The sequence below is a fragment of the uncultured Psychroserpens sp. genome (assembly GCF_947492715.1).
Taxonomy (GTDB): Bacteria; Bacteroidota; Bacteroidia; order Flavobacteriales; family Flavobacteriaceae; genus Psychroserpens.
On record NZ_CANLNS010000001.1, the window covers coordinates 858,622 to 872,560 of the forward strand.

At 32.8% G+C, this 13,939-nt stretch carries 11 protein-coding genes and 1 tRNA gene; 5 read left to right on the forward strand and 7 right to left on the reverse strand.

From position 1 onward, the window contains the following. Positions 1-807: a transporter gene (locus Q0787_RS03915; RefSeq protein WP_298900928.1), complete on the reverse strand. Its 807-nt coding sequence runs from the start codon at positions 805-807 to the stop codon at positions 1-3. Next, positions 797-1,453, reverse strand: a complete 657-nt coding sequence (locus Q0787_RS03920; protein ID WP_298900929.1) for a metal-dependent transcriptional regulator — start codon at positions 1,451-1,453, stop codon at positions 797-799. Before Q0787_RS03920 ends, Q0787_RS03915 begins: the two co-directional genes overlap by 11 nt. Before the next feature lie 116 nt (positions 1,454-1,569). On the opposite strand from Q0787_RS03920, the gene Q0787_RS03925 reads away from it, so the two are divergent. Continuing rightward, positions 1,570-1,998, forward strand: a complete 429-nt coding sequence (locus tag Q0787_RS03925; RefSeq protein ID WP_298900930.1) for a hypothetical protein — start codon at positions 1,570-1,572, stop codon at positions 1,996-1,998. A 201-nt stretch (positions 1,999-2,199) separates the two neighbouring features. Here Q0787_RS03925 and feoB read toward each other — a convergent pair whose 3' ends face one another. The 3 genes from feoB to Q0787_RS03940 form a co-directional block, all read right to left on the reverse strand. Then, positions 2,200-4,299 (reverse strand): ferrous iron transport protein B, encoded by a 2,100-nt coding sequence (gene feoB / locus Q0787_RS03930; RefSeq protein ID WP_298900931.1) that lies wholly within the window; start codon positions 4,297-4,299, stop codon positions 2,200-2,202. After that, the gene (locus tag Q0787_RS03935) at positions 4,292-4,525 is read right to left on the reverse strand and encodes a FeoA family protein (RefSeq protein WP_298900932.1); all 234 of its coding nucleotides are present in this window, start codon (positions 4,523-4,525) and stop codon (positions 4,292-4,294) included. The genes feoB and Q0787_RS03935 overlap by 8 nt, the downstream gene beginning before the upstream one ends. Positions 4,526-4,597: 72 nt before the next feature. Further along, the gene (locus Q0787_RS03940; protein WP_298900933.1) at positions 4,598-5,266 is read right to left on the reverse strand and encodes an SCO family protein; all 669 of its coding nucleotides are present in this window, start codon (positions 5,264-5,266) and stop codon (positions 4,598-4,600) included. Between the two features lie 115 nt (positions 5,267-5,381). On the opposite strand from Q0787_RS03940, the gene Q0787_RS03945 reads away from it, so the two are divergent. From Q0787_RS03945 to Q0787_RS03960, 4 genes are all read left to right on the forward strand, one after another. Further along, a complete protein-coding gene (locus Q0787_RS03945; protein WP_298900935.1) occupies positions 5,382-7,316 on the forward strand; it encodes a M1 family aminopeptidase in 1,935 nt (644 codons plus the stop codon). Between the two features lie 79 nt (positions 7,317-7,395). Beyond that, on the forward strand, positions 7,396-8,721 hold the full coding sequence (rseP, locus tag Q0787_RS03950; RefSeq protein ID WP_298900936.1) for an RIP metalloprotease RseP: 1,326 nt from the start codon (positions 7,396-7,398) through the stop codon (positions 8,719-8,721). An 87-nt stretch (positions 8,722-8,808) separates the two neighbouring features. Continuing rightward, positions 8,809-8,882: transfer RNA gene (locus tag Q0787_RS03955), tRNA-Asn, on the forward strand. A gap of 399 nt (positions 8,883-9,281) precedes the next feature. Further along, complete coding sequence (locus tag Q0787_RS03960; protein WP_298900937.1) at positions 9,282-9,950, forward strand: hypothetical protein; 669 nt, start codon at positions 9,282-9,284, stop codon at positions 9,948-9,950. A gap of 89 nt (positions 9,951-10,039) precedes the next feature. On the opposite strand, the gene Q0787_RS03965 is transcribed toward Q0787_RS03960, so the two are convergent. After that, positions 10,040-12,010, reverse strand: a complete 1,971-nt coding sequence (locus Q0787_RS03965; RefSeq protein WP_298900938.1) for a DUF3857 domain-containing protein — start codon at positions 12,008-12,010, stop codon at positions 10,040-10,042. Positions 12,011-12,022: 12 nt separating this feature from the next. Then, complete coding sequence (locus Q0787_RS03970) at positions 12,023-13,939, reverse strand: DUF3857 domain-containing protein (protein ID WP_298900939.1); 1,917 nt, start codon at positions 13,937-13,939, stop codon at positions 12,023-12,025.

The window sequence follows — 13,939 nt, forward strand, 5'->3', positions numbered from 1 at the left end:
TTAATTTGATGGTATTCTGAAACTTGCGCCTAAACCTATTAAAAGGTCTTGGCCTTCTGTGATACTTGTTCCAACATAGGTATCTAACTGTAAGTCATTTGAAACCAAATAGGTGAATCCTGCATCCCAATAATGATTTGCAGAACTATCTTCTGGCAAGTCGCCATAAAGCTCTGCATAAAAGCCAAATTTATCAGTAAAACTGTATCCATAAGCCAAAGTATAAATGGCAGCAGCCTCTGGAGAATCATTTCCCCATTCCGCTCCAATGTTATATCCTAAACTGGATTTTTCACTTAAGGTATGTGATAGTGAAAATCTAAAATCAACTCCAGTGGTTTCTGGACGATAATCTCGAGAAGCACTGAAAATAGGAAATACATGACCAATTAGCGCTATTTCTGGCATTCCATTTTTTTCTTCTGAAATATCAATTTTAACGCCTAATAGTAATGGCGAAAGCCCACTGGTAACATTATCTAATTTATTCCCGTTAATTTTAGTAACGCCTTCTACAAAATCCCAGCCTAAGCGTAATTCTATATTATCAAGAATACCATAACGTACAAGGGTCGTGTTGTACGTATAGCTTTGGAATTGAACTGAATTATCTTCAAAAGATTCATAAAGACCTCCTGTTTCAATTTGGAGAACACCTTTTCCAACAGTTGAGGATGCTTCAGTAGCATCAGGTCTATCTGTAATTAAAGGCTCAGAGGACGTCGTATTTCCATTGTCACTTTGTGCCGAAACGACGATTGAAAAAAGTAACATTGTAATTAGTAAGTAGGTGTTTTTAGTTTTCATCAACATATATAATTTTTGTAAAGTCTTCATTCAAAACAATAGTATTAGAACCAATAGAGATTTGTGTCATTTTATTAGCAATAAATTGTTTTGAAACGGTTAGTGTATTTCTGTATTTTATCTGGTTTTGTGCGCAGAAGTCAAAAAATTCCTTATCGTCACTCATTAGCCTTGCAATAGTATAAGTCTTTCCTTCAATGGCATCGGATAACGATATAGATGTATCCTCCGTTGTAATTTCGCCATCTGCATTTGGAATAGGATCGCCATGAGGATCAAACTTTGGGTGACCAAGATATTCGCTAATTTTTTCAGCTAGCAAATCGGAAGTTTGATGCTCTAACAATTCGGCTTCACGATGAATATCGTGCAAGGACATATCAAACATTTTAAACAAGAAGGCTTCCCATAAGCGATGCTTTCTTACGACATTAAGAGCCATTTTAGTTCCCTTGTCTGTAAGTTTTAGGGCTTGATATTTTTCGTAATTCAATAAATCTTTAGCTGCCAACTTTTTGGCCATGTCTGTTGCAGCGGCATTGGAAATTCCTAGTTTCTTAGCAATATTACCTGGCTTGGTGTCTTGGGTATCATGCTTGTCATTTTTATAAATAGCCTTTACAAAGTTCTCTATCGCTATAGACATTTTAAACTGCTTTAATTATTTTTTAAGTATACTTAAATTTTTTACAAATGTAACTAAAATTTTAATGTTTTGTTAAATCTAATATGAAAAAAGACATGATTTGGTTAAATTGTAATATGAAAAAACTAGTCTTTCTCTTCGTATTAAGTTTTGCGTGTACCAGTGGTCATGCGCAAACACCCTTTTCTAAAGATTCTCTTAGTATAAGTTACTTTGTTGGCTTTCAGCAGAAAATAGATGTTGAAAACTATGAAGTAAAATTTAAAAAACTAGTATCAGATTCTAGATGCCCAAAAGATGTAATGTGTGTTAGAGCTGGTGAAGCAAAAGTGCTTTTATCATTTTATAAAGACGGACATTTTATTGAAGACAAAGAAGTCGTTATTCATGCCAGCGGATATGTAATGGAAGAAAATAATCTTGCTTTTAAAACTGAAGATTATAAAATTTACGGTATGAACTTAAAACCTTATCCTAAGGGCACAAATGGTATTCCAGAGCAGGATTATCAATTGGAAGTGGTATTTCAACCTAAACGTCTATAACAAGCAACAACTAGATAAGATAGCATATTAATGGCATCCACAATCGTCTTGACCACACTGCTTAGAGTTAATTTTCTTTTTCTTAGGCAAAACACCAAACCTATGTAGCAAAAACCAAATAGCATATGCCAATGCTAAAAAAACTAATATGTTTTGTAAAATATTGTTCATAATTGGTTTGTCGTAAATAGGACTCTAAGATTACTTTAAAAATTGATAAACAATTAAGGCTACTATATAGGCAAAAGCAGTCATAATTGTGAGCTGCAATATTGGCCATTTCCAAGAATTTGTTTCGCGTTTTACGATAGCCAAAGTACTCATACATTGCATAGCAAAAGCATAGAAAAGCAAGAGTGAAATTCCTGAGGCCAGTGTAAATAATTTACCTCCAGTGGTTCTATTGGTATCTTTAGCCATTCTATTTGTTATGGTGTCGACATCTTCATTTTCTACGCTATAAATTGTGGCCAATGTCCCAACAAATACTTCACGAGCTGCAAAAGAACTTACAATAGCAATGCCTATTTTCCAATCGTATCCTAGAGGCTTAATTGTTGGCTCAATAGCCCTTCCTGTAATTCCTATAAAAGAATGTTCTAATTTATGGGACGCCACTTTTTGTTGCATCTCTATATCAGACAAGCCTTGCCCAGCATACTCTGCATGAACAATTTCTTCGGCCTTATTAAAATCATCACCAGGACCGTAAGATGCTAAAAACCACAATACAATTGAAATGGCTAAGATGATTTTACCAGCTCCAAAAACGAACGATTTGGTTTTTTCTAAAACGGTTAATGCCACGTTCTTTAAAAGCGGAAGTTTATAATTAGGCATTTCAACTACGAAAAATGTCTTACTTTTTATTTTTAGAATTTTATTCAAAGCCCATGCCGACAGTACAGCTGTTCCAAAACCAATAAGATAGAGTAGCATAAGTGTTAAGGGCTGATATCCCAATCCTAGAAAACGTCCTTCAGGGATCACCAATTCGATAATTATTAAATACACAGGCAAACGTGCCGAACACGTCGTAAATGGTGTCACCAATATTGTAATTAAACGTTCTTTCCAACTTTCAATATTTCGAGTTGCCATAATTGCTGGAATGGCACATGCCGTTCCTGATATTAAGGGCACAACACTTTTTCCGCTAAGTCCGAAACGCCGCATAATCCGATCCATTAGGAATACTACACGACTCATATAGCCACTCTCTTCAAGAATTGCTATAAATAGAAACAAGAACGCAATTTGCGGAATAAATATGACAATACCACCTAGTCCAGGAATAATTCCTTCGGCAATTAAATTAGTAAAAGCGCCTTCAGGTAATACGTTTTTTGTCCATTCTCCTAATGACGCAAAGGCGCCATCGATAAACTCCATAGGCACCTGAGCCCAGTCATAAATAGCTTGAAAAATGGTCAATAAGATCACAAAAAAGATAAGGTAACCCCAAACTTTATGCGTTAAAATTCTATCGAGTCTAATGCGTAAATCCTTAGCAGAATTTAAATCGATTGTCTGTCCTTTTTTTAAGGTATTATTTATAAACTGATAGCGTTTAATAGTTTCCTTTTGCTGTAATCGCTTGAGATCGGCCGTACTTTTAGTTTTAAAACTATCAATAGCCTCAACTTGATTTCTATCAACCTTTCCGAAGTTAACATCTTGAGTTATAACCAACCAAAGTTTATATAAAAGTTGGTTTGGAAATGCTTGACGTAGCTTATCAAAATAATCTTTGTCAATTTCAGAAGCATTTAAACAAGGTGTTATTGATAATTCTTTATAATTTGAAATAAGCTCTTTCAGTTCATTTATACCCTTATTCTTTCGGGTACTAATAAGTGCTATTTTAGTTTGTAGCTCTTGCTCTAAATAAGGAATATCTAGCTGAATCCCCTTATAGTCCATGCGATCAGACATGTTGATTGCCAAAATTGTTGGAATCTCTAAATCCTTTATTTGTGTATAGAGCAGTAAGTTACGCTTTAAGTTTTCTACATCACTTACCACAACAGCAACATCTGGAAAATCCTTGTCATTTTTATTCAATAATAATTCGATAACAACATTTTCATCTAATGATGAAGCGTTCAAACTATAGGTTCCAGGTAAATCTATAATATGCGCTTTAACACCTCTTGGTAACTTACAAATACCTTCTTTTTTCTCGACAGTAATACCTGGATAGTTTCCTACTTTTTGATTTAGACCTGTAAGTGCATTAAATACCGACGTTTTACCTGTATTTGGATTCCCTATAAGCGCAACATTAATTTGTTTACTCATTAGAAATATCGATTAAAATATGAATGGCAGTTTCTTTTCTAATAGCCAAATGAGTTCCATTAATGTTGAGATACATTGGATCTGCAAACGGTGCTACCTGAACGAGTTCGACCATATTACCAGGTAAGCATCCCATTTCAAGAAGTTTAAGAGGAATATGAATTGAGGATACATCAGCAATTATGCCCTGTTGACCTCTTTTTATATCTGCTAATGTGACCTGCACGCTTATTTAGATTGATTTTAAGTAAGCAAAAATAAAAGAAAATTTCAGTGTAAAAAAATTGTTAGGCTAAAACTATTGATATTCTTTTTTTAAACGCTTGATATCTTGAATTAGGGAATCTACAGATGTTGGGCTTATCCCATTGTACAAGCCTCTAATTTGCCTGTCTTTATCAATAAGAGCGAAGTTTTCAGTATGTACCATCCCATACTGTTCTAAGCCATCATCTTTAACAACCAGATATGACTTTCTTGCTAAATCATAGATTTGTTTTCGGTCTCCAGTAACGAGATTCCATTTGTTATCCATAACACCTTTTTCTATAGCATATCGTTTTAATTGAGCCACGCTATCAATTTCTGGCGTAACAGAATGTGATAATAGCAATACCTCGTCATCGTCAATAATTTCTCGTTGAACACGACTCATTTGGTTAGTCATGATAGGACAAATGGTTTTACAAGTCGTAAAAAAAAAATCGGCTACGTAGATTTTGTCTTTGTAGGTGTTTTGAGTAATCGTATCTCCATTTTGATTGACCAATTTAAAATCTGCAATGGTATGGTACTTTTTTTTATGTTGAATTGTACTATCTACCAAAGAAGCATCTACTCTATTGGGTTGATAAATTGGCAATGGCGCTTCTACCTTTAGAATCGAATAGATTATTGAAATAATAATCCCTGAAACTATAAGTAAGGCTATAAAAAAAAATTTAAACCGCTTAATATAAGCTAACATCTCTTGATTTTTAAGGCTTTATTGTAAGATTTGAGTGCAAAAATACGACAGAATCGTAACAAAATGACTACTTTTAACAAGCTATATTGTTAAAAAGAAAAAAAAGATTATCGCCATGAAGTTAAAACTACTCCTTCTCTTGGGACTGTTTTCTGCAGTGTCCTTTTCGCAAGATTACAACGAGACCTTAAACACTATTCGTGAAGCAGAGGCGAAATCTGCCTTAAATCGTATCATGCAACGTTCTAATTTGAACACTGGAAACTACGATTTAAAATACCACAGGTTAGAACTAGATATAGATCCTGGTGTCTCATTTATTTCAGGAGATATTACATCGTATTTCACTGCTAAGAGTAATATGACTACTATTACATTTGATTTATCATCAAACATGACGGTTAACCAAGTATTGCAACGTGGCAACTTATTGTCTTTTTCACATCTTGGTGATGAGCTTATTATCACACTTCCTTCAACTTTAAGCACAGGCACTCTAGATTCTTTAACAGTGAGTTACTCTGGAAATCCTCAATTTTCTGGACTTAATTCATTTGAGCAAAACCAGCATAATGGAGATCCAATTATTTGGACACTCTCTGAGCCTTATGGTGCCAAAGCCTGGTGGCCATGTAAACAAGACTTAATAGATAAAATAGATTCGATAGATGTCTATATGACTACGCCTCGATTTAACCCATCTAACGAAGAATATATTGCGGTTTCAAATGGTCTAGAGCAAAGTCAGCTTCTAAACGGAAATGAAAAAACAACACATTTTAAACATCGCTATCCCATTCCAGCTTATCTCATTGCTATAGCTGCAACAAATTACAGTGTATTTACGCAAACTGTTCCTAATAACGGAAATCCTTTTGATATCGTAAATTATGTTTACCCTGAAGATTTGGCTTCAGCACAGGCTAACACTGCTGTGACTGTACCAATTATGAATCTTTTTAATAATTTATTTGAAGAATATCCTTTTGCTAACGAAAAATATGGGCATGCCCAATTTGGTTGGGGAGGCGGTATGGAACATACAACAGTGTCGTTCATGGGGAATTTTAGTCGTAATTTAATAGCACACGAACTCGCTCATCAATGGTTTGGAAATAAAATCACCTGTGGCAGCTGGAAAGACATTTGGCTCAATGAAGGGTTTGCAACCTATCTATCGGGACTTGTTATTGAAAATTTAGATGGCAATAATGCCTTTACAACTTGGAAGCAGCAACGCAATAACTCAATTACGGCTGCACCAAATGGCGCTGTTTATCTCACAGACATTGATACAACTTCGGTGAGTAGAATTTTTAGCGGACGATTAACCTATAATAAAGGTGCAATGGTATTACATATGCTTAGAAAAAAACTTGGTGATGTCACATTCTTTCAGGCACTTCAAGATTATTTGAACACCTCAGCACATGCTTATGATTATGCAAAAACTGAAGATTTTATTAGTATCGTAGAAACAACTTCTGGAGAAGATTTAACCGAATTTTTTAACGACTGGCTTTACAATCAAGGTTACCCAAGCTATACAGTAAATTGGAACCAACCTGCTGTGAATCAAGTAAGTATAACTTTAGAACAAACTCAAAGTGATGCTTCGGTGTCTTATTTTGAAGCTCCTGTTCCTTTACGTTTAATTGGTACCCTTGGCGAACAAATGGATCTTGTTTTAGACAATACGTCTAATCAACAAAACTTCCTGGAAGCCGTAAACTTTACAGTCCAAACAGTTCTTTTTGATCCAGAATCTGATTTAATTTCAAGAAACAACAATGTTCTCTTAAGCACAGATGAATTTGATTTTAGTAATGAATTCATAGTATATCCTAATCCTACAACCTCGATTTTACATGTCGAAAAACCTCAAACAACAGAAGTTTCAGAAATAAGAATATACAACACACTTGGTCAGTTAATTAGTGAATTACCATGGAACGCATCAATTAACACCTCATCGTGGTCTTCTGGATTATTATTTATTCAATTTCAAACTAACGAAGGCATCATTACTAAATCGGTGTTAAAAAAATAAGTATAAGTTCTATTAAAGTTTTCTAAATGGCGCTAAAACACTACTTTTGTCGACTAGAATTTTATATGATTAACGATACATGGAGTTTGTAATTAGAATATCTCAATTTTTATTGAGTCTTTCACTACTAATCGTATTACACGAATTAGGTCACTTTATACCAGCAAAATTATTCAAAACTAGGGTAGAGAAATTCTATCTCTTTTTTGATATTAAGTTCTCATTATTTAAGAAAAAGATTGGTGAAACTGTCTATGGAATAGGATGGTTGCCACTAGGTGGTTATGTGAAAATTGCCGGAATGATTGACGAGAGCATGGATAAAGAGCAAATGGCCCAGCCACCTCAACCTTGGGAATTTAGATCGAAACCAGCTTGGCAACGTCTTATTATTATGTTAGGTGGTGTCACAGTTAACTTTATTTTGGCTTATTTCATTTATGTCTTTATTGCCTTTGTTTATGGAGATAAAACCACTAAGGTTGAAAGTTTAAAAGATGGGTATTGGGTAGAAAATCAATTACTTCAAGATATTGGTTTTAAAACAGGAGATAAAATTCTTAAAGTTAATGACCTTGCAGTAGTTAATGATTATGACGTTCGTTCTAACATTATTGGTGCAGAAAATATTACTATAAATAGAAACGGCCAAGAGCAAGTTATCAATTTACCTGAGGATTTTCTTGGACAATTTTCATCTGCCAAAAGTAGAGATTTGTTTGAGCGTCGCGTTCCTTTTATGGTAGGAATTGTGGCAGACACGTCTGCTAACAAAACCGTTGACATCAAACAAGGGGATATCATTACCTCTATTGATGGAAAGCCGCTAAAGTACTTTGACCAACTAGAAGATTTAATGAAAGGTTACAAAAACCAAACCTTAACCATTGAGCTATTGCGAGGTGATGAAACCATTACGAGAAACTTAACGGTTAATAAAAATGGAAAATTTGGTATTAGACGAATGCATGATAATGATCGTTTTGCCGAATTAGGCTATTATGATATTGCGATACAAACCTATACATTTGGTGAAAGTTTTGGAGCTGGGGCAGATGATTTTGTAGATACTTTACAAAAGTATGGTGCACAATTAAAAGCCATTTTTAATCCAAGCACAGGTGCCTATAAGGGTGTTGGTGGTTTCAAGGCCATTTATAGTATTTTTCCAAGTGTTTGGAGCTGGCAAGCCTTTTGGGTGTTAACTGCATTTTTATCGATTATGTTAGGTGTACTTAACTTATTACCTATACCTGCATTAGATGGTGGACACGTGATGTTTTTATTGTTTGAAATGATCTCTGGTAGAAAGCCAAGCGAGAAGTTTCTAGAACGTGCTCAACTGGTTGGATTCGTCATTTTAATTACCTTAGTTCTTTTCGCGAATATCAACGATTGGATTTAGAAAAAAAAATTAAGCAATTTTTTGAAAAAATTGTTTTTTTAAATATAAAAAATAGTATATATTTGCGCTCGCTAAAGCGATAAACACTCCTCTTTAGCTCAGTTGGTTAGAGCATCTGACTGTTAATCAGAGGGTCCTTGGTTCGAGCCCAAGAAGAGGAGCAAACAAAAGTTCAACAGCAATGTTGGACTTTTTTTGTGGCTTAAATTTAGCATATAGATTACTTAAATTTAAAACCGAAAGCCATGACATTACATCACAGCTTTGCCTTTCTTTAAATAAATGGAAACGACATATCCCTCAATCAAAGGTCTAGTTTACGCATTTATGTCTGTATTTAAATGTTAAAAAAACAATCTTTAAGTAACAAAAAGAAATTTCTTACAACCTATAAATAAAGCAGTTACCATTAATTTATTTTTTTAATCTTTTCAAATAAGGGTTTAGACAACGCTAGATTATAAAGAACACTAAGCTCTATAGAATAAATTCTATAAAAATTCGTTATATAAAATAACTAAAGGGTATCATTATTGTATCAAAAAAGTAAACCGCTAACCATGAACAAACCAACCAATGTCCTTATTGTTGAGCAAGAGCCCCTTGTATCATTTTCTATTGAGGAAGCCTTAACAATTGTTACAAAACAACTATCTGGAACACAGTTTAAATCAAAATCGTACAGAAGCTATGAATGTGCTCTTGCTGAAATGAGCTCATCCAAACCATTTGGTCTTGTGTTTCTAAATATAAATTTTGTTCATGGATCATATGACACCACACACCATGTAAAAGATTTGGTAGATGCAGTAAGACGTAACTCTCCTAAAACCCATTTACTAACGCTTACTTCGGTTCATGATAACTTTATTATTACCGAAATGATTAAGACCTTAAATCCGGAGTGTGTATTACTTAAAAAAGATGTTTCATTTAATGAATTGGTTAGAGCCATTAAGGATGTTATTAACTGTATTCCGTTCTATAGCCAAACCATTTTGAAATGTTTACGTTCTCGTATGACCTGCGATATTGCATTAGATAAACGGGACAGACTCATTTTATATCACTTATCTAAAGGCATTAAAACCAAAGACCTACCTAAGCTCGTATTCTTATCAAAAAGTGCAGTAGAAAGTAGAAAGCGTAATTTAAAACTGCTTTTTAGCGTTGAACAGAAACCCGATTATTTTTTATTAGAACAAGCACGACTGAAAGGGTTTATTTAAAGTAATAAAAGCCATGATTCACATCATTGCTTTTGTATTATTAGTCTATTAGACGCAAGTGTAGACAGCTTGGGAGACATTGAGATATATTATTTTATTGACTCTAAAACCAGTATGATTTTGTTAAAATCAGCAGCACTATTTATCACTTTCCTAAACTCTTCAAACAACGATACATCCATTATATTTTTTCTATAATGTTCATCGGCTTTAATTTTAAGAATATTATTATCCAATTCATAAAATGACTTAAATGAGACTATGTCCTGGCCATTTAGCGCATAAGAATTGCTAATATTTATATCCTCTAGATTAACCACTTTATAACCTTCTGGTATATGGACATTAATTGTTCTGAGATAAGCTCTATTAAATTCATTCTCTATTGGTAAAATCCGCTTTTTTTCTTGATACATCTGAGTTTGCTGGCCAATTAATTCACCTATTTTTAAAAATATCTTTTCTCCAGCGATTTCGGTAAAGGCATCTGATTTGAATGAGATATTTACTTCAAAAGGTTTTTTACCAAACAATTTTGGGTCGTCATTTACGACTTTTTTCTCCAATATTTCAGCATTATCATCAAGGTTTTTAGCAAACGAATCAATGAGATCTTCTTTGTCTTCTTTATTAGCTAAATGTATAAATGGCTGAATATACATAGCATAATACCCACTCATTGAACGGTTTAAGCCAATCACGTTTTCTGTTAAGTCATCTTTATCAAATTCAACATTAATAATCATATTATCAAATGTGTTTTCAGCTTTAATTGCATCTATATACCTCACCTTACCAACACCTGATTTAAAACCACTAAGATTAACCTCTTTTACAAACAAACCATAGTTATCTGTTAAATAAGCTGGCGGATATCCATAACGTGTATCAATTTCTTCTGGACTTAAATACGTTTTAAAGTCTGGAAAATAGAATAAAACATCTGTTAAAAAGTTAATAGCTTCAAAATCTTTATCAAATTTAAGATCCTGCCTATTTGATGTAAAAACTAGCTCGTGCTTTATTCCTAAAGTTCGAAAAATAGATATATAAAGTTTTATTACTCCAGACTCACTGGCTATGTCTTTTGTTAATATCTGTTCTAAATTTTCTAAAGCATCGTCTGATGTATCAGATATATAGACTGTTGTTTTAATATAGCTTTCAATCTCTCGAATGATTGTTTCAAAATTCTCTTTATCGGTAATATCAATTTTAGAGATAAATTTATTTATCAGTTCATTAACTTTTTTCGAATATTCTGGGTAATAAAAAGCATACAAATTTTTTGTTGTAGTGCTATGAGATGCAAATCCTATATTATTATTCACCAAATTTTTATTAAGCTTATAAACTATAAAACCTTTTGAGGCATTATAGGCTGAAAACGTCTCCTCTTCAAGTGCCTCGATATTATCGGCAATCATTTTCCAATGAAATTTCGCGTCGGAAAGCGTATCTATTTTAGCTTCTGGTAAGCCATTATAACTTTTAAAAACGAACGCTAAGTTCTTTGGTGAAAAAAAATCAAATGAGACATTTTTTTTAGGTGACGTAGATTGAAATGTTAATCGTTTTCCTTTATAGGCAGGATGTTTTTTAACAACATAATAATAATCTATTATGGAGCCTTTTTCTATACCTTCAAAAGCAAAGTACTTATATCTCTGGCCTGTTTCTTGGTCTTCTGATGTTAAAATCTTTGAATCGTCTAAGACTCTAATCTCTTTATTAGCAGTAATAACTCTTGCCTTACTTATATCTACTTCTGCTGAAGACGAAAAAGGAATATAAACCTTATTGTGGCTTTCAATGGCATCATCGGAATCTAATTTTATAACTAAGTGCTCTAAAAAATATTCAACGAGATTATCTCCTTCGTAATAAAATTCTGTAACAATAGCATGCTTTAATATATTCGTTCCAAAATTTGTTTCAACTTCTGTGTTATATGTTGGCTCTTCTTCCCAACTATAACTCTTATAAAAAGGCTCGTCTTGAGCCACTACACTTTGGAAAGCTAATAGAAAAAAAAGGATACTAAATTTAATTTTAGTCATTTTATTGATTTTTTAAATTTTCTTTAAAACAATGATCTCTTTATATAATTTTTCAGCTTTTTTAATGAAGTCTCTAACCTTTTTTTGCTGCTGTAAGTCTAGTGTTAAAAAATCAAGTTTAACTGAATGTGAATAAATCAGCTCGTTGTTCTCTAATTCATAATTAATACTAAAAGACATGTATTTATTAGAAATATTACCTCCTTCTGGCATATGACTTATAGCATAACCCTCTGGGATACTTAATTTATTGGTGTAACTATAAAAAGACTTATAATCATATTCTAATTCATATGTTCTATCTTCTTCTATTCGAAGTTTTGATAAAACTTTGTTTAAATTTAAATTGATATAAATTTCATCCTTATATCTTTTGGACAAATCACTTATTTCAAAATCATAATTAATAATCATATCCTTATCATAGTGAAACTTATTTTCTTCGGATAAATCTTGAATAAGAAATGAGTTATTGCCTTTTAAAAACTCTTGATTGTAAAATTCCTTTAGTTTCTCACTAGAATTTAATTCTTCGAGAACATGATAAAAATCGATTTTTAAATAGCCCGAAAGGTATGATTTAGATGAGCCAATAACCTTATCATTTTTAATCGAAATATTTGTTGTATCTATAAATGCATTAGACTCCGCTTCTATAATGGGTACATTAATAATTTTAAAATCGTCTTCTCCATTTTCAACTAGAGCTTCTTTACCTTGAATGAATGCAGTAGGAAATCCAAATGGGATATATCTTCCAGTAGCATCTAAGAAGTACGTTTCTCCTTCATTTTGATAAGCTAAAATCATATGGTTATCTACAGCTGGTGTAGGAAGGTCATTATATTTATAAGGAATTTCTCTTGTTCCTATCCATGTTAAATGCCCTTTAATATTGGCAATTTTAAGCATTTCTGCTAGGATACTTGAATTGTCTTTACAGTCTCCATATTTTTTATTAAAAACATCATTAGCCTCTCGAGGAATAAAACCCCCTAAGGCGTACTCAAAAGCGACATATTTTATGTTTTGTTGTACCCAATAAAAAATTGATTTGACCTTTTCCAATTCAGTTTTTTTATCTCTAGTTAAAGTATCAACAATATCTATAAGTTCTTGAGAGGGTTCTTTATTATTTACATTTTCTACTAACGAATAGTACCATTTATAAAGCCCCAATACATCGTTTAAATTTTCAATTTCCTCACCATTAGACGTATATGAAGATATAACAGGCACAATATGTGGCAATATTTTTCTGTAGGAAGGTGTATGCTCTTCATAGCTATATTCAGGGCTATTCTTAAGATTCCAAGTATATTCAGTAGTTTTGCGCTTAACTTCTTTATTAAAAACGATATCGACGCCTTCTAAATTAAATTCTTTAAACTCTAAATTGATGTTGTTACTTACTGTAATGGACACTTTGTTATTCTTAATGGGATAAAAATCACCAAAGTAGAATGCATTTAAAAACCGAGGGTCTTTAATTGTTTTAAGATAATACACCTTTGACTTAGCACCTTTTTTCAAATTTGGGAGTATAAAATTAATTGTTTTAGTATCATCATAGAAGGATTGGTCTAACTCATCTTTCTCCTTAAAATCTTTAACCTCAACTTCACGGTATTTTCCTTTATCAAAAATATATGTAGATGCCTCAATAGTATTGATTTCAAAAAAGGTAGAGAAACTCAACGATCTCTTAGAGTTCATTATGGCTGCATCGTCTAGATACATATCTTCTTCTAAAACTTCTTGTACAATTTTTATGTCACCATCCTCTAGAGTAATATCAAAATGAATCTCTTGATTAAGTCTAATTGAATGTGAATTTGGATATTGATTTTTAAATAATTTGTATTCAGCCGATTGAGATTGTTGGCCAAAACAATAGCCTGAAAACACTAATAATATTAGTAATTTCAT

Coding starts and splice junctions, on each gene's coding strand:
- Q0787_RS03960 (WP_298900937.1), top strand. CDS start 9,282: ATGAACAAACCAACCAATGTCCTTATTGTTGAGCAAGAGCCCCTTGTA.
- rseP (WP_298900936.1), top strand. CDS start 7,396: ATGGAGTTTGTAATTAGAATATCTCAATTTTTATTGAGTCTTTCACTA.
- Q0787_RS03945 (WP_298900935.1), top strand. CDS start 5,382: ATGAAGTTAAAACTACTCCTTCTCTTGGGACTGTTTTCTGCAGTGTCC.
- Q0787_RS03915 (WP_298900928.1), bottom strand. CDS start 807: ATGAAAACTAAAAACACCTACTTACTAATTACAATGTTACTTTTTTCA.
- Q0787_RS03965 (WP_298900938.1), bottom strand. CDS start 12,010: ATGACTAAAATTAAATTTAGTATCCTTTTTTTTCTATTAGCTTTCCAA.
- Q0787_RS03970 (WP_298900939.1), bottom strand. CDS start 13,939: ATGAAATTACTAATATTATTAGTGTTTTCAGGCTATTGTTTTGGCCAA.
- Q0787_RS03940 (WP_298900933.1), bottom strand. CDS start 5,266: ATGTTAGCTTATATTAAGCGGTTTAAATTTTTTTTTATAGCCTTACTT.
- Q0787_RS03920 (WP_298900929.1), bottom strand. CDS start 1,453: ATGTCTATAGCGATAGAGAACTTTGTAAAGGCTATTTATAAAAATGAC.
- feoB (WP_298900931.1), bottom strand. CDS start 4,299: ATGAGTAAACAAATTAATGTTGCGCTTATAGGGAATCCAAATACAGGT.
- Q0787_RS03925 (WP_298900930.1), top strand. CDS start 1,570: ATGAAAAAACTAGTCTTTCTCTTCGTATTAAGTTTTGCGTGTACCAGT.